The sequence below is a fragment of the Ruegeria sp. ANG10 genome (genome assembly GCF_040705255.1).
Taxonomy (GTDB): Bacteria; Pseudomonadota; Alphaproteobacteria; order Rhodobacterales; family Rhodobacteraceae; genus Ruegeria.
Genome location: NZ_JBFCVU010000005.1, coordinates 26,548 through 45,308 on the forward strand (window position 1 = coordinate 26,548; position 18,761 = coordinate 45,308).

Here is an 18,761-nt window from a genome sequence, read left to right on the forward strand (position 1 = left end):
ATGCGCATTGCGGTTCAGGAAGAAGAGTTCGATCTGGGAGCCGAGGCCAACGCCTTTGCCGCGGGTGACGACGCCATCGGGGCGATTGTGACCTTCACCGGTGTTGTGCGCGATCTGGCCTCGGGCGATTTGGATGTGATGGAGATCGAGCATTACCCCGGTATGACCGAACGCGCCCTGACCAAGATTGCCGAAGAAGCGCAGCAGCGCTGGTCTTTAAGGGATGTGCTGGTGATCCACCGCCACGGGCGGCTGGCACCGGGGGACCGGATCATGATGGTCGCCACGGCCGCGCGGCACCGTAAGGATGCGTTTGAGGCGGCGGAGTACCTGATGGACTATCTGAAATCCCGCGCACCGTTCTGGAAGAAGGAAATCACCAATTCCGGCGCGCAATGGGTCGATGCCAAAGACGAGGACGAAGACGCGCTGACCCGCTGGTGACATTGCCATCCGGACACAGAATGTGACCGTCCAATCTCAACTCAAAAGCCTGTTAAGTTCTTCGCCGGGGATCGCATCCGCCGAATAGCTGAAGGTGCCTTTCGATTTCACTTCGTCAGCCGCCCGCTTCAACGCGCCAAACGCAGCGCGTGCAAATGACCCGCCAACGCTGATCCGTCGAACGCCTGCGTCGGACAGTTCTGATACGGAATAGACAGGACCGCTGAGCCCCATCACAATATTTACCGGTTTGTCGACTTCGCGGCACACGGTTCTGATCGCGTCCAAATCCGGCAGACCAGGTGCGTACAACACAGCAGCGCCCGCTTCGGAAAACATTTGCAACCGTTTGATCGTATCGCCCAGATCCGCGCGGCCCCAAAGGTAGTTTTCTGCCCGTGCGGTCAACAGGAATGGCAAATCCACCGCGGCTTCTGCGGCAGCTTGAATGCGGTCGACCGATTGGTGCAGATCATAGATCGGGGCGTCAGGATTGCCTGTTGCGTCTTCTATCGATCCGCCCACCAAACCGATGTCCGCTGCCATGCGAATAGTTTCGGCACAAGCTTCGGGTGCATCCCCAAACCCTGCCTCAAGGTCGGCCGAAACGGCCAGAGGAACCGCCTTGACGATGTCTGAGGCATTGTCCAGCAACTCATCCCTGCTCAGGTCAGCAAAAGAGTCGCGTTTGCCTTTTGTGAACGCATAGCCTGCACTGGTTGTCGCCAAGGCTTCAAAGCCCAAATTGGACAGCAACCGGGCCGATCCCGCATCCCAGGGGTTGGGCATGACAAAAGCCTTGGGCCCAAAGTGCAGGTCTCTGAACTGTTCGAATTTGACTGTTTGATTTGACATGGATCGCCCTCATGTTTGGGACGACCCTACAGCAATGTAACCGGAATCAGAGCGAAAAATCCGGTTCCTCAATCCGCGTTGTTGATACGCCCGCGCAGTTCTTCGGCTTCTTGCCGGGCGGCGCGCAGGCCGTCCATGGCGGCGGCCAGTTCAGCCTCGGCCTGAGTCAGTTGATTGGTCAGCTCAGCCTCGCGCTGTTGCAGGTAGGTGATCGCCTGATCGCGGGTTTCTTCGGCCTCGTGCAGCTCTTGGCTCATGCGGTCCAGATCGGCCACGTCGCTTTGGCGCACGCGTGACAGGCGATGGGCCAGCCAATTGGCGAACCAGCCCATGCAGAAGGCCAAGAACAGGATAATGGCGGTGGCGATAATGAATTCGATTCGGTTCAACTTACTGGTCCCCTGCATCCGCGTCTGAGGCGGTATTGTCCGTCTGTTCGCCCTCGATCTTTTCCGCCTCGATTGCGTCCAGCCCGGTTTCCGGGTTCTCAACCGGTTCGGGCCGGATCAGGCGGAACTCGATCCGGCGGTTTACTTCGCGGCCTTCTTCGGTGTCGTTATCGGCAATGGGCTGCGTTTCCCCGTATCCCATGGCAGTGAAACTGGCCGTGGGCACCCGGCGCGCGCGCAGCTCGTTCAGGATTGACTGCGCCCGCGATTGGCTAAGCTGTTGGTTCATCTCTTCTCGGCCTTGACTGTCGGTGTGGCCCTGAATCTCAAGCCTGATGGGGCCGCATTCGCGCAAGATGTCAGCAATCTGGTTCACCGTATCGCGCGAGTCGGTCGCAACAGTGGCCGAGCCCGGTTCAAAGGCGATTTTGGTGCCCGCCTGAACTTCGGCGATGCGTTCCTCGCAAACTTCGGGATCAGGCAGTTTGTCGGCAGGTTCGGGGGGTTCTTGATAGGTGATCGACAGGGTGAATTCCTGTGCGTCGCCCAGTTTCTCGGACAACAGACCCGCGATCTGCGCCTTTGTGTCGGGGTCATGGCTGACACCGGACAACTCAAGATCATCCGGCGTCACCGTCAAAGCTCCGTTATGCAGTTGGGCCAGCGCCTCAAGTCCGGTCAGAATGCGCACGGGCCAGCCCGTCGGCAGCCCTTCGGGCGCAATGCGGGTTGCGGTGTGGACCTGTTCCGACCCAAAGGCAGCGCGTGCATAACTGTCGACCATATCGCGCTGGGTATCGTCGCCCAGCCGTCCGCGTATCTGCACCAACCCCTCGGGGCTGCGTGTGGCGGTGAATTCGGGGGGGCCAGACACGGCATCGGTTTCCGGGGGCGGCAGGATCGCGTGCAAGGCAAAGACCGGAGGAAGCGCATTTTCAAGCTCGCCCACCACGCGATCAAAGGTCCCGGCATCAGTGCCCTGCGCTGCCGCCAGCGTGATATCCGCATCCGACATCGTAACCGATCCGCCACCCAGATCCGCCAGCGCCTGAATGCTTAGAGTGGCGGCGTCAGACCAGCGTGGCGAGGGCACGCCCAGCCCGATGGTGCAGGAGTAGGTGGCGCTAAGACCAGCCTCTTTCGCCGCTGCAATGATGGCATCGCGGGCTTTTTCGTCTTGCGCCGAACAGGCGTCGAACTGGCCGCCGTTTTCGTCGATCAAAAACCGTAAGGTAAAAGGCGTGATCACCGGACGCGGGGCCGAGATCGCCAGGCCGATCCGCAGGCTGGGCGGCGCGGCACGGGTAAGGCTTTGTTCCAGCCGTTCCTTTTCCTGCTGGCTGTCGGCAATTGCGGTGATCTTGACCAGACCTGGACTGGCCGAGATCTTGGCGCGGGGCAGGCGGGTCAGCGCCTCGACGGCATAGGTGATCGCGTCATCCCACCCCTTGGGTTTGGGATAGTCGGCGGTTTCCAACAGGTCCGAGACCTGGTTGCCATCGCCCAGATCGCGCAACTGGTTCACCAGCGCCTCGCGGTCCTGGCTGACCGGGATCAGGCCGATCACGGAAATCCCACTGTCATTGCGCAAAATCTCGGCGGAAAACCGGGGGGCGGCCAGTTGCGAAGTCGGCGCCACGTTCATCTCGTCGATCACACGCGAGGTATCGACCTCGGTGCCTGCTGCGGTCAGGGCGTTAAAGCGGGTGGCCTCATCCGTGGCAGTGCCCGTTAGCACAACGCGCAACCCGTCGGAATACACCTCGGCCCAATCGTGCCCCTTTAGGTCCAGCGCACGGCGCACGGCAAATTCAGAGGACTCTTCGACCTTGGTCACCGCAAAGCTGGCCGCCAACAGGCAAAGGCCAGCCGAAACGAGGAAGATAAAGGCAACGGCTAAGATATAGGGCAAACGCATGTGCGGGTTAACGACTCCTCAGGCGAATGTGCGAACTCTTACCTAGCCCTGCGCCAAGGTGCAATCAGAGCAACAGCGCGACGCAGAGGAAGATCAGCGGAATAAGGCCGGTGTCGCGGTTGGCGCGGAACAATTGCAGCAGCTTCGCGTTGTTCTCAAGATCCAACCCGCGCAGTTGCCATGCCATGTGCCAGCCCATCGCCCACGGCCCGGCCAAGGCCACGACAAGAGCTAGGATCGAAGCCTGCGCCAGTGCCCCGTCGATAATGGCCAGCCCCATCAGGAAAACCGTTGCCACCAGAAAGTATTTCAGCCAGCGCCCTGTATCGGCACCAAAAAGCCGGGCGGTGGATTTGATGCCGATCAGTTCATCATCCTCGGCATCTTGATGGGCATAGATCGTGTCATAAAACAGCGTCCAGGCGATGCCCGCGACGTACAGTATGATCGCGGGCAGGCCGACCGTGCCGGTATGCGCGGCCCAGGCCAACAGGATGCCCCAGTTGAAGGCAAGCCCCAGAAACACCTGCGGCCACCATGTGAACCGTTTGGCAAAGGGATAGATCGTCACCGGCAGCAGCGACAGCACACCCATTGCGATGGCGGCCTGATTGAAGGTCAGTAGAATCCCCAGCGCCAGCAGGCATTGCAGGCCCATCCAGATCACCGCCTGCCGCACACTGACCTGACCCGACGGGATCGGGCGTGACCGGGTGCGTTCCACCTGCCCGTCAAACTCGCGGTCGGTGATGTCGTTCCATGTGCAGCCTGCACCGCGCATCAGGAATGCGCCGAGGGCACAGCCGATTGCAATCCACAGATCCTCCCACCTGGGATTACCGTCGCTAAGGATCGCCAGCGCCAGACCCCACCAGCATGGAATCAGCAGCAGCCACGTGCCAATGGGCCGGTCCGCGCGGCTGAGGCGCAGATAGGGGCGGGTGAATTCAGGCGCGTGGGTGTCGACCCAGTTGCCGGATACGGCATCGGCGACCTGACCGTCTGGTGTTGGGGCGTTGCCTTGCATATGTAAGGCCTCATGAGTGCAAAGATCAGACTGTATGTAGAGCACCCTCTGGGTCAGGGGCAATCCGTTGATTTGACGCGCGAGCAGGCACATTACCTGTTCGGTGTCATGCGTCTGGCTGTGGGCGGTCATGTGGCCCTGTTCAATGGCCGGGACGGAGAGTGGCTGGCCGAGGTCGCCGAGGCAGGCAAGCGCGGCGGCGTTCTGAACTGTGTGGAACAAACCAGACCGCTGGAAATGCCGCCCGATCTGTGGTTCCTGTTCGCGCCGATCAAAAAGGCGCGTACCGATTTCATCGTTGAAAAAGCGGCGGAAATGGGCGCTGCCCGCATTCTGCCCGTGCAAACCGAGTTCACCAATTCCGAACGTATCCGACAGGACCGCCTGCAAGCCCACGCGGTTGAGGCCGCCGAGCAATGCGGCGGCACCTTCGTGCCCGAGGTCGCCGATCTACAACGGCTGGACCGCGTTCTGGACGCATGGCCAAAGGGTCGCCAGCTGATGTTTTGCAACGAGGCCGAAGTTGGGTCGGCTCTGCGGTTGGCGGCACAGGAGAAGGGGCAGCCCTGGGCCATACTGATCGGCCCCGAGGGCGGTTTTTCGGATCGTGAGCGCGCGCGTCTTGTTGGCCTGCCCTTTGCCCATGTGGTCAGTCTGGGCCCTCGTATCCTGCGCGCCGACACGGCGGCTGTTGCGGCGCTGACCATGTGGCAGCAGGCGCTGGGGGATTGGTCGTGACATGGCGATTGGCGCAAGCCGCTGATGCGCCAAAGATCGACGCATTTCTGTCCGGGTATATGCAGACCTCGATGTTCCCGCTGGCCAATCTGCGGGATCATGGTTTGTGTGGGTCTCACCCGCGTGCCGTGAATTTCTGGGTTCTGGGGAATGAACCACGGGCCGTGTTTGGCATCACCAACGAAGGCATGGTCCTGCCGCAATGTCCCGACTGTTCCGATCAGGAACTTGCAGACGCGATTGCTCTGATCCGTGGCCGCAAGCTGTTTGGGCTGGCTGCCGAGGCGGTGCAGGCACGCAGGATCATGCGGCTGGCCGGGTGGGAAGGTCGCCCCGCGACGCTGAACAGTGATGAGCCGGGTTTCTCGCTGGATTTGGACCAGCTTGTGCTGCCTAATGCCGAGGGCGCCGAACTTGTGCCCTTGGGCGAAGTTGCCAGAGCGATCACCGAAGGCTGGCGCGAAAGCTATCTGATCGAGGCAATGGATTTCGCCCCAGGCCGGGCGCAGAAACAGGCGGGCGAAGATTATCTGGCCTATACATCGCGCGATTCTCACCGAGTTCTTTTGATCGACGGGCAGCCAGTGGCCATGACTGGATTCAACGCCCGCCTGCCCGAGATCGTGCAAATCGGTGGCGTCTATACTCCGCCCGATTTGCGCGGCCGTGGCTACGCCCGCTTAGCGGTTGCGCTGCACCTGCTTGAGGCGCGCAACGCCGGAGCGACCCGTGCAGTTCTGTTCGCGGCTTCCGATTCCGCCGCGCGTGCCTATATCGGAATCGGATTTCAACCGGCGGGGCAGTATTCACTGATCCTGTTCACAAACCCCGAGGACACGGCATGAGTTTCATCCGACCTGAAGCCAAACTGACCCTGTGGCGCTGGCGCGAAGTGTTGGTGGCCGGGGCTGTCCTGCTTGTGGGCCTCAGCTGGATCGGCGGCCCCGGTGGGTTGCTGGGCTGGCTCGGTTGGGTGCTGGTTCTGGTCTCAGTCGCGCTTGCCGTCATCGGCATTCAGCGTGCCCGCTTTCGCACCGGGGCCGGTGGGCCGGGCGTGGTAACCATTGACGAAGGCCAGATCACTTATCTGGGCCCGCTGGACGGCGGCATGGTTGCCGCGCGGGAAATTGAGCGTCTGGCGCTGGACCCGACGTCGTCGCCTGCGCATTGGGTGCTGGAACAACCGGGTCAGCCGGTGCTTCACATTCCTGTGAATGCCGAAGGGGCGGAGGCGCTGTTCGATGTCTTCTCGGCGCTGCCGGGGCTGAAAACCGAACAAATGCTGGCGGAACTTAACAGTGGCACGGCACATCAGGTGGTCATCTGGGAACGAACGCCCTCGCGCCCGGCGCATCTCAGGCTGCATTGACACTGGCGCGGTTTGCCCCCACGACTGACCAAAAGATAGACACATCAGGATCGGAGCGCGACTCATGTCCATCCCTCAGTCCGGCGGCGGACCGATCGAACGCCATGAGCAACTGGCCGAATATCTGGAATCGGGCTGTAAGCCCAAACAGGATTGGCGCATCGGGACCGAGCATGAAAAGTTCGGCTATTGCAAGGACACGCTGAAACCGCTGCCCTATGAGGGTGAGCGCTCGATTCTGGCCGTGCTCAAGGGCCTGCGCGACCTGCACGAATGGGAGCCGCTGGAAGAAAACGGCAAGCTGATCGGTCTGCAAAAAGATGGCGCCAATGTCTCGCTGGAACCCGGTGGACAGTTGGAACTGTCGGGTGCGCCTTTGGAAACCATCCATGAGACCTGTGACGAGGTGAACGCGCATCTGCGCGACGTGAAGGATATTGCTGACAAGATCGGCGTCGGCTTCATCGGTCTTGGTGCCGCGCCGACATGGTCGCACGACGATATGCCCCTGATGCCCAAGGGCCGCTACAAGCTGATGAACGACTACATGGAGAAAGTCGGCACCATGGGTCGGTCGATGATGCGCCGGACCTGTACGGTTCAGGTGAATATCGACTTTGGGTCCGAGGCCGACATGGTGCAGAAATTGCGCGTCGCGCTGGCCTTGCAGCCGGTGGCGACGGCACTGTTCGCCAACTCTCCGTTCTTCGATGGCAAACCCAACGGCCAGAAAAGCTGGCGCAGCTATATCTGGCAGCATCTGGATGATGCGCGTACTGGGATGCTGCCTTTCGTGTTCGAGGACGGGTTCGGGTTCGAACGCTGGGTCCAATACGCGTTGGATGTGCCAATGTATTTCGTCTATCGCGACGGTCAGTATATCGACGCGCTGGGCCAGTCTTTCCGGGATTTTCTGCAGGGCAAACTGCCCGCGCTGCCGGGCGAAACGCCGACACTGTCGGATTGGGCCGACCACTTGACCACCGCCTTCCCCGAAGCGCGGATCAAGAAGTTCATGGAGATGCGCGGCGCCGATGGTGGCCCGTGGCGTCGTCTGTGCGCGTTGCCTGCGTTCTGGGTTGGCCTGACCTATGATCAGGGGGCTTTGGATGCGGCCTGGGATCTGGTCAAAGGCTGGGATGCGGAAACCCGCGAGGCACTGCGGGTCGAGGCCGCAAAAGACGGGCTGCAGGCGCAGGTCGGCAACATTAACATGCACGATCTGGCGCGCGAGGTGGTTGCGATCTCTGAGGCTGGTCTGAAATCCCGCGCCTTCCCCGGTGCAGGCGGTCTGGTCCCGGATGAAACGCATTTCCTCAACGCGCTGAAGGACAGTATCGAAACCGGCAAGGTGCCGGCGGATGAGTTGCTGGACCACTACAATGGCGACTGGAATGGCGATCTGACGCGGGTGTTCCCGGAATACAGCTATTGATCCGCGCCGTGCGGCTTGCATTCACCGGGATTGGCCGATAGCAGGTTCTGGACCAAATTCAGGGGCCAGTTTCGGAAAGCGTCATGGACGATCTTAAGTCAAAATATCTGGGGCAGATTGCCGAAGCAGGCGACGAAAACGCGCTTGAGGCGATCCGCGTCGCCGCCGTGGGCAAAAAAGGCGAGGTCGCGCTGAAGATGCGCGAGCTGGGCAAGATGACGCCCGAGGAACGCCAAGTCGCAGGTCCCGCGCTGAACGCCCTGAAGGACGAGATCAACTCGGCCCTCTCTGCCAAGAAATCCGCTTTGGCCGATGCCGCGCTGGATGAACGTCTGCGTACCGAATGGCTGGACGTTACTCTGCCGACCCGTGCGCGCCGTCAGGGCTCGATCCACCCGATCAGCCAGGCGACCGAGGAACTGACCGCGATCTTTGCTGAACTGGGTTTCTCGGTGGCAGAAGGGCCGCGGATCGAAGACGACTGGTATAACTTTGACGCCCTGAACATCCCCGGCCACCACCCCGCGCGGGCCGAGATGGACACGTTCTATATGCACCGCGCCGAGGGCGACAACCGCCCGCCGCATGTGCTGCGGACCCATACTTCACCGGTGCAAATCCGCTCGATGGAGAAACAAGGCGCGCCGATCCGCGTGATCTGTCCCGGCGGCGTGTACCGTGCCGACTATGACCAGACCCACACGCCGATGTTCCATCAGGTCGAGGGGCTGGCCATCGACAAGGACATCTCGATGGCGAACCTGAAATGGGTTCTGGAAGAGTTCGTGAAGGCCTTCTTCGAGGTCGAGGATGTCGAACTGCGCTTCCGCGCCTCTCACTTCCCCTTCACCGAGCCGTCGGCCGAGGTCGATATCCGCTGTTCCTGGGATAACGGTCAGCTGAAAATCGGTGAGGGCGACGACTGGATGGAGATTCTGGGTTCCGGCATGGTCCACCCCAAGGTGATCGCCGCCGGTGGCATCGACCCCGAGGTCTATCAGGGCTTTGCCTTTGGCATCGGCATCGACCGTCTGGCGATGCTGAAGTACGGCATCCCTGACCTGCGGGCGTTCTTCGATTCCGACCTGCGCTGGCTGCGCCACTACGGGTTTGCGGCGCTGGATATGCCGAACCTGCATGGTGGTTTGTCTCGGTGAGTTTTCAAAGATTTGTGCTTGTTTTGATTGGCGTCGTGTTCCCTGCGCCCCTCTTCGCACAATTTTACTACTGTGATCGACCAAATCAGCCTCGTTTACCTTCAGGTCACTATGAAGATCATTGGGAAATGGAAAGTGCTCAAGATGACGTACAGAGGTATCTTCGTGATATGTCGGACTACCTAAAGTGCTTAGAGAACGAGCATGATGATGCGATTTTTGAAGCTGAGCGATTGCAGAGCGATTGGGAGAGCGCCGTGCAAAACTACAACTACCGTTAGTTGATTGGGGTTGGGTCTGCGTTTTCTGGGCGCGGAGCAAAGGCCGATAGGCCGCCGCGCCATCGCCAGACCGCCCGCACGGGCTGGCGATTTGTCTCCACCAGCGCAACGCTCGAAAAGTACACGGATTTGGTTGCCATAAAGTGCCCGTCACTCCCCGAGGATCGCCATCCCGCGGCCTGGCGATGGCGCGGCTTGTTACATGCGCCCACGGGGTTGTGACGTGACAGCGGGCGCAGGCTCGCTAGGGTTCAACGGATGATTTACCGACTGCTCTGCCTCTTCCTGCTGACCGCCACTCAAGCCATCGCTATCGATACCTGCCACGGCGATACCGCCTGTCAGGTTGGTGACCGCTCGTATCATGTGCTGGAACCGGACGGGTGGGATGGCGAAACGCCTCTGCCGGTGTTGCTGCATTTCCACGGTTGGGCGCGGCAGGGGACCGTAGTGGTGAATCATGAACGCATCGCCGGTGCCACGAAGCTGCGCGGTGTGTTGCTGGTGGCCCCAAACGGGTTGGGCAAAAGCTGGGATTTCTGGACCTCGGACACGGGTGACGTGCCTTTTGCTGATCGGGTGTTAGAGGATGTGGCCAGACGCTATCCGATTAACCCGGAGCGCATCTATGTCTCGGGCTATTCCTTTGGTGGCGCGATGGCGTGGCGCTATGTCTGCCAGTCGGGCAATGACACGGCGGCGCTGCTTGCCGTTGCCGGCAGTATCCGCCAGACCGAGGATTGCCCACAGGCCCCGCGTCAGGTGCGCCATGTGCATGGCCTGAGCGATACGGTGATGGATTTCCCCTATGGCAAGGATGGTGACACTACTTATCCGGTGGCGCTGTGGCGGCAGAAATACGGCTGTCACGACGCCACCCCGCGTGGGGATTGGAGCGTGGTGCCGATCCTGACGCTCAGCCGGATGGAGTGGACCGATTGCGCGCAGGGGCAAGTGGTGCTGGATACGCATCCGGGCGGGCATTTCATCCCCCACGGCTGGATCGGGCGGCAGTTGGATGAATTGCTGGGCCGCGTCCCGAGCTATCCCTGAACTGTTTGACATCGCCGCACGGTGACCCTCCTGTTAGGCGAAACGATCTGACACGGGAGTCCTTGCCGCATGAAATTGCTTTTGCCTTTCGCTCTGATCCTTGCCGCCGCACCGGTCTTTGCACGTGACACCTATCCGCCGGTCGAAGTGCTGTTGCAGACCGAAACCTCGGTCATTGGTGAGGCGTTGGAATATCCCGACGGCACCCCGCAGATCACCATGGCCATCGTCACCATGCAGCCCGGTCAGAAAACCGGCCTGCACCGGCATGACGCGCCGCTGGCGGCCTATATCCTCGAAGGTGAGATTACTGTGGACTACGGCGATGCAGGCAGCCGGACCTATAAGGAAGGTGATGCGCTGGTCGAGGCGTTCCGGTCACCCCATGCGGGTGAGAATACCGGCGAGGGGATCGCGCGGATTCTGGCGGTGTTTGCCGGATCGGACAGCGTTAGCAACACAGTGACCGCGAAGTAGGCGCGGCGGCCTTACGCGCCCTCTTTCCCCTCTGCGCATTATCCGGTAAACGCGGTCTGACCCGAGATTTACTGGCGGAAACCGACCGATGAAATTCACTCTTTCCTGGTTGAAAGACCACCTCGACACCAACGCTTCGGTGGATGAGATTGCTGAGGCGCTGACTGATCTGGGCCTTGAGGTCGAAGAGATCGTGAACCCGGCGGACCGGCTGAAGGACTTTACTCTTGGGTATGTGAAACACGCCGAGAAGCATCCCGACGCCGACAAGCTGCGCGTCTGCAGGGTGGACACCGATGAGGGTGAGCTGCAGATCATCTGCGGTGCCCCCAACGCGCGCGACGGCATCACCGTCGTGGTGTGCAAACCGGGCATGTATATCCCCGGTCTGGACCTGACCATCAGCGTCGGCAAGATCCGCGGCGTCGAAAGCTTTGGCATGATGGCATCCGAGCGCGAGCTGGAGCTGTCGGACGAGCATGACGGCATTATCGAGCTGCCCTCGGGCGCGGTGGGCGACAAATTCATCGACTGGTTGGCCGAGAATGAGCCGTCGAAGGTTGACCCGATGATCGAAATCGCGATCACTCCGAACCGCCCCGATGCGCTGGGCGTCGAAGGGATCGCTCGTGATCTGGCCGCGCGTGGCATTGGTAAGTTGAAACAGCGTGACTACTCGCCGGTTCCGGGTGATTTTGACAGCCCAATCAAGGTGACGATTGACGAGGATACGCTGGACGGTGCGCCCCATTTCACCGGACGGCTGATCAAGGGTGTTAAAAACGGACCCAGCCCGCAATGGTTGCAGGATCAGCTGAAGGCGATCGGTCTGCGTCCGATTTCGGCGTTGGTGGATATCACCAACTATATGACTTTCGACCACAATCGACCGCTGCACGTCTTCGATGCGGACAAGGTGCAGGGCAATCTGCGGGTACATCGCGCCAAGGGCGGTGAAAAGCTGGTTGCGCTGGATGAGAAAGAATACACGCTGCAGCCCGGCATGATGGTGATTTCCGACGACAAAGGCCCGGAATCCATTGCCGGTATTATGGGGGGCGCGGAAACCGGCTGTACGGATGAGACCGTGAATGTTTTCCTGGAAAGCGCGTTCTGGGACCATGTGCAGATCGCGTTGACGGGGCGTGCGTTGAAGATCAACTCGGACGCGCGCTATCGGTTCGAGCGTGGGGTAGACCCGGAATACACACTGGAAGGGTTGGAGCAGGCAACGCAGATGATATTGGATATCTGCGGCGGCGAAGTGTCCAAGGTCGTGGAGGCTGGCAAAGCGCCGGATCATTCGCGCGCCTTCAAACTGGATGCCGAGCGGGTGCAGTCTCTGGTCGGAATGGACATCCCCGAAAGCGAACAACGCCAGACCCTGACTCGTCTGGGTTTCCGTCTGGAGGGCGAGATGGCGCATGTTCCCAGCTGGCGCCCCGATATCATGGGTGAGGCCGATCTGGTGGAAGAGGTCGCGCGGATTGCATCCTTGACCAAGCTGCAGGGTAAACCGTTGCCGCGTATCACCGATGGCATCCCAAAACCGGTGATGACCCCGACACAACGCCGTCAATCGATGGCGCGGCGCACTTGTGCGGCGCTGGGGTACAATGAATGCGTGTCCTATACTTTCATCGATCAGGCCTCGGCAGCATTGTTTGGTGGCGGGGACGAAGCGACCCAGTTGGAAAACCCGATCTCGACCGAGATGAGCCACATGCGGCCCGATCTGTTGCCCGGTCTGTTGCAGGCCGCCGCCCGCAATCAGGCGCGCGGTTATGCCGACGTGGCCCTGTTCGAGGTCGGCCCGGTGTTCCACGATGGCGAACCGGGCCATCAGAAAATTCAGATCACCGGTCTGCTGGTTGGTCGTAATGGTCCCAAGGACGTCCACGGGGCCTCGCGCCCGGTCGACATATTCGATGCCAAAGCGGATGCCGAGGCTGTTCTGGCTGCCATTGGCGCACCCGCCAAGGTGCAGATCCTGCGTGACGGCGATGCCTGGTGGCATCCGGGCCGTCACGGCAAGATCTGCCTTGGCCCGAAAAAGGTGCTGGGTGTCTTCGGTGAGCTGCACCCACGCGTGTTGCAGGCGCTGGACATCAAAGGCCCGGCGATGGCCTTTACGATCTGGCCGGACGAGGTGCCTCTGCCGCGTAAATCCGGTGCCACCCGTGCTGCGCTGGAACTGCGTGACCTGCAAGCGGTTGAACGCGACTTTGCCTTTGTTGTCGACGAAGGGGTCGAGGCGCTGACGCTGGTGAATGCCGCAGCCGGTGCTGACAAGGCGCTGATCGAGGATGTGCGTGTCTTTGATGAATTCATCGGAGGCAGTCTGGGCGAAGGAAAGAAATCGCTGGCCATCACCGTGCGCCTGCAGCCAACCGACGCCACGTTGAAGGAAAAAGACATCGAGGCGGTGGCCGAGAAGATCATCGCCAAGGTCTCCAAGGCGACGGGCGGAGTGTTGCGCGGATAGGGGCCTGCCATAAGACTTCAAAAACGCGCCTCCGGGCGCGTTTTTCGTTTCACCTACGGGGATTAAGGCGTGTTTGGGATAAGTGTTTCTGGTTTTTCTTGATTGGGCTTCCCGCAAAGGCGCTTTAAGTAGGTTCTAAATCAATACCGGAGGTCGACATGGGCTTGAACGTATACCTATCAGGGGAAATTCACACCGATTGGCGTGAGCAAATTATCGACGGCGCACAGGGGTTGGACATCACATTCAACGGCCCCGTGACCGATCATGATGCAAGCGACGATTGCGGTGTGGCTATTTTGGGCGAAGAGCCGAACAAATACTGGCACGACCACAAAGGCGCGATGGTCAACGCGATCCGGACGCGCAAAGGGATCGCGGATGCGGATGTGGTCGTCGTCCGGTTCGGTGAGAAATACAAACAGTGGAACGCCGCCTTTGATGCGGGCTATGCGGCAGCGCTGGGCAAGTCGCTGATTGTGCTACACGGCCCCGATCACCAGCACGCACTGAAAGAAGTGGATGCCGCTGCTCTGGCCGTGGCCGAACAACCCTCGCAAGTGGTTGAGGTTCTGCGCTATGTGCTGACCGGCAAGTTGCCGGGCTGAATTAACCCATTGAAATTGGGCTTGCAGCATAGTGTGGCCGCAAGCCCGATCAGGCTCGAGGGGTCGGCGGTCAGTCCCGCGGCGGTGTCACAAGACCTTTCTGAACGGCGGGGCGTTCCAGAAAGCGGTCCAGATACGCTGTTACATTGGTGTGGTCATCCCATCCGACCACGTCCTTGGCACCATAGAAATCCAGCCCGCGCAGCCAGGGCGCGATGGCTATATCGGCGATCGAATACTCTCCGGCGACCCAGTCCTGTCCTTCAAGCTGCTGGTTGAGCACGTTCAGCAGTCGTTTGACCTCGTTCACATATCGCTCGCGGGGGCGGGGGTCTTCGATCTCGCTGCCAGCAAATTTGTGGAAAAAGCCAAGCTGGCCGAACATAGGACCAATGCCGCCCATCTGGAACATCAGCCATTGGGTGATCTGGTGCTTGTCTGCCTGGGTCTTGCCAATAAACTTGCCCGACTTTTCGGCCAGATACAGCAAGATGGCACCGCTTTCGAACAATCCGATGGGCTCACCGTCCGGGCCATTGGGGTCAATGATTGCGGGGATCTTGTTGTTGGGGTTCAGCGACAGGAACTCGGGACTTTTGACATCCGCGTCCGACAGGGTGACTTTGTGCGCCTCATACGGCAGACCGGTTTCTTCCAGCATGATCGAGGCTTTGACCCCGTTTGGCGTGGGGAAGGAATACAGTTGAATCCGGTCCGGGAACTGCGCAGGCCAGCGATTCATGATCGGGTGTGGTTTGGTGTCCAGCATTGGGGGCTCCTGAGTGGATACCCCCAGAACGTAGGGGGCAAGGGGCCATCTTGTAAGCCCCCAATGCTGTGCGCGACCGGTCAGCGCGTGTTTGCTGGCGAACAACGGGGAAATCTGGTGGAACTGGCACCTAGACCAAAGCGTGTTTTTGCCTCAGACTTTGGCAATTCCCGCGCGAAAGCCGCGGGTTTCTTGTTGTTGAAAGGAGATGGCCGTGGATGAGGTCGTAACACAGGTGGGCGCGTTTGCCCCGCTGATCATGAACGCGGTCAAGGCGCTGATCGTTCTGATCCTTGGCTGGATCGTGGCCGGGGCCGTAGGCGGCCTGGTGCGCCGCCGGATCAACTCGACCCCGCAGATTGATCCGACGTTGGGCAACTTCTCGGCCAGCCTGGTGAAATGGGTCATCCTGGCGATGGTTCTGGTGGCCGTTCTGGGGATCTTCGGGATCGAAGCCACAAGTATCGTTGCCATTCTGGGTGCCGCGTCACTGGCCATTGGTCTGGCACTGCAAGGGACACTCAGCGATCTGGCGGCCGGTGTCATGCTGGTGGTGTTTCGCCCCTATAAGCTGGGTCAATACGTGGATATCGGCGGCACGGCCGGAACGGTGAAAGACCTGAACCTGTTCACCACCGAACTGGTGACGCCGGACAATGTGCAGATCATCGTCCCTAACGGGCAATCCTGGGGGTCGATCATCACCAACTATTCGGCGCATGACACAAGGCGTGTCGATCTGGTGTTTGGTATCGACTATGGCGACAACGCGGACGAAGCGATGAAGATCATTCTGGATGTCGCCAAGTCAGATGAGCGTATTCACAGCGATCCCGAACCCTGGGTGCGCGTGACCAACCTGGGCGACAGTTCGGTCGACCTAACGGCCCGCCTGTGGTGCGCGGCGGCGGATTATTGGGATGTGAAGTTTGAGATCACAAAAGCGGTGAAAGAGGCGTTCGACGCAAAAGGCGTGTCGATCCCGTATCCGCATTCGGTAGAGATTCACAAACAGGCCTGAAGGCTCCCGCCCGTCGATCGGGAATTGAATTGCCCTCCTCCGGTTGGGCCCGGCGCCGCGCTGATCGCGCGGCGTTTTTCTATGTCGCGCGCGGGTCGATGAACCTTTGCGTAGCGACAAAAAAAAGGCGCCCTTCAGAAAAGGGCGCCTAACGATTTCTATGTGTCTGCCTTAGGCGTTGACGATGTCGCTGGGCGATACAACGTCCAGACCCAGTGCTACACCAACGGCCTCATAGGTGAGTTGACCAGCGTGAACATTCAGCCCGGCCAATAGATGAGGGTCGTCCTGGCAAGCCTTTTTCCAGCCCTTGTCGGCCAGCGACAGCATGAACGGCATGGTCGCGTTGCCCAAAGCGATGGTCGAGGTGCGCGCAACGGCACCCGGCATGTTGGCAACGCAGTAGTGCATGATGCCGTCGACTTCGTAGATCGGATCAGCATGGGTTGTTGCTTTGGAAGTTTCAAAGCAGCCACCCTGGTCGATCGCAACGTCAACCAGAACCGCGCCGGGCTTCATGGTCGAAAGCTGTTCGCGTGTCACCAATTTAGGAGCAGCCGCGCCCGGGATCAGAACGGCGCCGATAACCATGTCGGCATCCTGGATCAGTTCCGCAGTGGCACCAGCGGTCGAGTACTGGTTCTTGAAGGTTCCGCCATACACGTCATCGAGGTAACGCAGACGCGGCAGAGAGCGGTCAAGGATGGTAACATCCGCGCCCATGCCCGCCGCGATCTTCGCGGCATGCGTACCAACTACGCCGCCACCGATCACAACGACCTTGGCCGGTCCAACGCCGGGAACACCGCCCATCAGAACGCCACGACCGCCATTTGCCTTTTGCAGGGTCCACGAGCCAACCTGCGGCGCCAGACGACCGGCAACTTCGGACATCGGGGCCAGCAGCGGCAAACCACCGCCAGGTGCGGTGACGGTTTCGTAGGCAATCGCGGTGCAGCCCGATGCCAGCAAGTCGTGGGTCTGATCTGGATCGGGTGCCAGGTGCAGGTAAGTGAACAGCAACTGGCCTTCACGCAGCATCTTGCGCTCGACCGCCTGGGGTTCCTTGACCTTGACGATCATGTCGGCAGTGGCGAACACCTCTTCTGCGGTGTCCAGGATCTGGGCGCCAGCAGCGATGTAGGATTCGTTGTCAAAGCCCGAACCGATCCCGGCACCGGTTTCGATTACAACTTCGTGTCCGCGCGCGACGGCTTCTTGTGCCGCGTTGGGCGTCATGCCGACGCGGAATTCCTGTGGTTTGATTTCCTTGGGGCAACCGATCTTCATTTTTCGCTCCTCCATTCATAAACTGCCTAAATAATGGGCGATCCAGAGCGCAATTTCTGTGAAACTCTGCCTGCGAAATTGCTTTTTTTCAGGAGATTCTTCGTTATATAGTCGGAAACTCGCAAAGGATTTGCGCGAATGAGCTTGGACGCGACGGATAAAAAGATTCTGGCTGCCCTTCAGCGGGATGGCCGTATGTCAAATGCGGAACTGTCCGAGCAGGTGAATCTGTCGCCTTCGGCCTGTCACCGGCGCGTTCAGCGGCTAGAAGCTGACGGCTATATCCGCAATTATGTGGCGCTGCTGGATGCGCGCAAGATGAATGTGCCCACGACGGTGTTTGTCGAGATCACGCTGCAAGGGCAGGCCGAAGAGCTTTTGAATGCGTTCGAAAAATCCGTGGCGCGCATTCCTGATGTGCTTGAATGCCATCTCATGGCCGGTACGGCGGACTATATCCTGAAGGTCGTCGCTGAGAACACCGAGGATTTTGCCCGTATCCATCGCCAGTATTTGTCGCGGTTGCCGGGGGTGGCGCAGATGCAAAGTTCCTTCGCGCTGCGTACGGTGTTTAAGACCACGGCGCTGCCGGTGTGACGTTCAGCCCGGGCCGGGATAGGTGAACAGGGCCAAGTGCAGGGCGTTAAAGCCGAAATGCATCAGAACCGGTACCCAAAGACGCCCGGTTGCGTAGTATCCCAATCCGCAGGCGGCCCCGAGGATCGAAGCGAAGACAACCAGTGCCGGACCGCCACCCGCATGGGCCAGACCGAACAACAGGCTGGCAGCTGCGATCCCGAGCGCCGCGCCGATTTTCGACGTCAGGACCGATTGCAGATAGCCGCGGAAAAAAGCCTCTTCAGTCAGGCAGGTCAGGAACAGGTTTGAAAGCGCAAAAATCAGCCACCATGCGGGCAAGCCGATCTCGGGCCGCACAGCACCCAAGGAAAGCCCCAACGCAAACAGGGCGGGCAGCGCCGCCAACCCGATCAGCAAAGGCCCGGTTCTGACCGGCCGCGCGCCATGGATCATGCCCGGCCAAGCCAGCAGGACGGCAAACAAGACCATTGGTTTGTCCAGGTTGAGATACATTGTGAACGCAGCGCTGCCCGGGCCTGCCTGTACCTGATCCAGAACCAATAGATTGTGAAACCCGGGGACCAGATGCGCCCCCAGAGCCAGACACCATAGGATCAACACCAGATGCCCGAAAACGGCGGGCACACCGGTCAGACGGCGCAACCCAGCCGCGCCCAGCAGGCCGGCTGCCGTAATTGCCAAGGCCAGCGGGGTCAGCAGGCCAAGCACTGTTGTTGAACCCATGAACACTGCCAACAGGGCCAGCCCCAGCCCTTGTCGGCCTGATACCATGCTTATTTGTGCGGCAATCAGGATGAACCAGGGCCAGATCGCAGGCAGTAGGGAAATGAAATGCGCCACATTCA

General features: G+C 60.1%; 19 protein-coding genes. 12 read left to right on the forward strand and 7 right to left on the reverse strand.

Going from position 1 to position 18,761, the window contains the following annotated elements; translation table 11 throughout:
- A complete protein-coding gene (locus tag AB1A64_RS12180; protein ID WP_366551656.1) occupies positions 1-444 on the forward strand; it encodes a molybdenum cofactor biosynthesis protein MoaE in 444 nt (147 codons plus the stop codon).
- 36 nt (positions 445-480) lie between these two features.
- On the opposite strand, the gene AB1A64_RS12185 is transcribed toward AB1A64_RS12180, so the two are convergent.
- The 4 genes from AB1A64_RS12185 to ubiA form a co-directional block, all read right to left on the reverse strand.
- Positions 481-1,299 (reverse strand): isocitrate lyase/phosphoenolpyruvate mutase family protein, encoded by an 819-nt coding sequence (locus tag AB1A64_RS12185; RefSeq protein ID WP_366551657.1) that lies wholly within the window; start codon positions 1,297-1,299, stop codon positions 481-483.
- Positions 1,300-1,367: 68 nt separating this feature from the next.
- Positions 1,368-1,688 carry a hypothetical protein gene (locus AB1A64_RS12190; RefSeq protein WP_366551658.1) on the reverse strand — a complete coding sequence of 107 codons (321 nt, stop codon included), beginning with the start codon at positions 1,686-1,688 and terminating at the stop codon, positions 1,368-1,370.
- A 1-nt stretch (position 1,689) separates the two neighbouring features.
- Positions 1,690-3,606: an OmpA family protein gene (locus AB1A64_RS12195; protein WP_366551659.1), complete on the reverse strand. Its 1,917-nt coding sequence runs from the start codon at positions 3,604-3,606 to the stop codon at positions 1,690-1,692.
- A gap of 64 nt (positions 3,607-3,670) precedes the next feature.
- Positions 3,671-4,633 (reverse strand): 4-hydroxybenzoate octaprenyltransferase, encoded by a 963-nt coding sequence (ubiA, locus tag AB1A64_RS12200; RefSeq protein WP_366551660.1) that lies wholly within the window; start codon positions 4,631-4,633, stop codon positions 3,671-3,673.
- Positions 4,634-4,645: 12 nt separating this feature from the next.
- Between ubiA and AB1A64_RS12205 the strand changes: the two genes are divergently transcribed.
- The 9 genes from AB1A64_RS12205 to AB1A64_RS12245 all read left to right on the forward strand — a co-directional run bounded on the left by AB1A64_RS12205 (position 4,646) and on the right by AB1A64_RS12245 (position 14,236).
- The gene (locus tag AB1A64_RS12205; RefSeq protein ID WP_366551661.1) at positions 4,646-5,371 is read left to right on the forward strand and encodes a 16S rRNA (uracil(1498)-N(3))-methyltransferase; all 726 of its coding nucleotides are present in this window, start codon (positions 4,646-4,648) and stop codon (positions 5,369-5,371) included.
- Positions 5,368-6,216, forward strand: coding sequence for a GNAT family N-acetyltransferase (locus AB1A64_RS12210; RefSeq protein WP_366551662.1), 849 nt, complete (start codon positions 5,368-5,370; stop codon positions 6,214-6,216). Before AB1A64_RS12205 ends, AB1A64_RS12210 begins: the two co-directional genes overlap by 4 nt.
- A complete protein-coding gene (locus AB1A64_RS12215) occupies positions 6,213-6,740 on the forward strand; it encodes a hypothetical protein (protein WP_366551663.1) in 528 nt (175 codons plus the stop codon). The genes AB1A64_RS12210 and AB1A64_RS12215 overlap by 4 nt, the downstream gene beginning before the upstream one ends.
- A 64-nt stretch (positions 6,741-6,804) precedes the next feature.
- Entirely contained in the window at positions 6,805-8,175 is a 1,371-nt protein-coding gene (locus AB1A64_RS12220) for a glutamate--cysteine ligase (RefSeq protein ID WP_366551664.1), read from the forward strand.
- Positions 8,176-8,258: 83 nt separating this feature from the next.
- Positions 8,259-9,332 (forward strand): phenylalanine--tRNA ligase subunit alpha, encoded by a 1,074-nt coding sequence (gene pheS, locus AB1A64_RS12225; RefSeq protein ID WP_366551665.1) that lies wholly within the window; start codon positions 8,259-8,261, stop codon positions 9,330-9,332.
- A 539-nt stretch (positions 9,333-9,871) separates the two neighbouring features.
- Positions 9,872-10,666, forward strand: coding sequence for a polyhydroxybutyrate depolymerase (locus tag AB1A64_RS12230; RefSeq protein WP_366551666.1), 795 nt, complete (start codon positions 9,872-9,874; stop codon positions 10,664-10,666).
- Between the two features lie 69 nt (positions 10,667-10,735).
- On the forward strand, positions 10,736-11,143 hold the full coding sequence (locus tag AB1A64_RS12235) for a cupin domain-containing protein (RefSeq protein ID WP_366551667.1): 408 nt from the start codon (positions 10,736-10,738) through the stop codon (positions 11,141-11,143).
- Positions 11,144-11,231: 88 nt separating this feature from the next.
- On the forward strand, positions 11,232-13,628 hold the full coding sequence (gene pheT / locus AB1A64_RS12240) for a phenylalanine--tRNA ligase subunit beta (RefSeq protein WP_366551668.1): 2,397 nt from the start codon (positions 11,232-11,234) through the stop codon (positions 13,626-13,628).
- A gap of 158 nt (positions 13,629-13,786) precedes the next feature.
- Positions 13,787-14,236, forward strand: a complete 450-nt coding sequence (locus AB1A64_RS12245) for a YtoQ family protein (protein WP_366551669.1) — start codon at positions 13,787-13,789, stop codon at positions 14,234-14,236.
- A 70-nt stretch (positions 14,237-14,306) separates the two neighbouring features.
- Here AB1A64_RS12245 and AB1A64_RS12250 read toward each other — a convergent pair whose 3' ends face one another.
- Positions 14,307-15,005: a glutathione S-transferase N-terminal domain-containing protein gene (locus AB1A64_RS12250; protein WP_366551670.1), complete on the reverse strand. Its 699-nt coding sequence runs from the start codon at positions 15,003-15,005 to the stop codon at positions 14,307-14,309.
- A 214-nt stretch (positions 15,006-15,219) separates the two neighbouring features.
- On the opposite strand from AB1A64_RS12250, the gene AB1A64_RS12255 reads away from it, so the two are divergent.
- Positions 15,220-16,026, forward strand: coding sequence for a mechanosensitive ion channel domain-containing protein (locus tag AB1A64_RS12255; RefSeq protein WP_366551671.1), 807 nt, complete (start codon positions 15,220-15,222; stop codon positions 16,024-16,026).
- Between the two features lie 171 nt (positions 16,027-16,197).
- Here the strand turns inward: AB1A64_RS12255 and ald are convergent, their stop codons facing one another.
- Positions 16,198-17,316, reverse strand: a complete 1,119-nt coding sequence (ald, locus tag AB1A64_RS12260) for an alanine dehydrogenase (protein WP_226689294.1) — start codon at positions 17,314-17,316, stop codon at positions 16,198-16,200.
- A gap of 138 nt (positions 17,317-17,454) precedes the next feature.
- On the opposite strand from ald, the gene AB1A64_RS12265 reads away from it, so the two are divergent.
- The gene (locus AB1A64_RS12265) at positions 17,455-17,913 is read left to right on the forward strand and encodes an Lrp/AsnC family transcriptional regulator (protein WP_366551672.1); all 459 of its coding nucleotides are present in this window, start codon (positions 17,455-17,457) and stop codon (positions 17,911-17,913) included.
- Between the two features lie 3 nt (positions 17,914-17,916).
- Here AB1A64_RS12265 and AB1A64_RS12270 read toward each other — a convergent pair whose 3' ends face one another.
- Positions 17,917-18,756, reverse strand: coding sequence for a CPBP family intramembrane glutamic endopeptidase (locus tag AB1A64_RS12270; protein ID WP_366551673.1), 840 nt, complete (start codon positions 18,754-18,756; stop codon positions 17,917-17,919).
- Positions 18,757-18,761 lie beyond the last annotated feature (5 nt).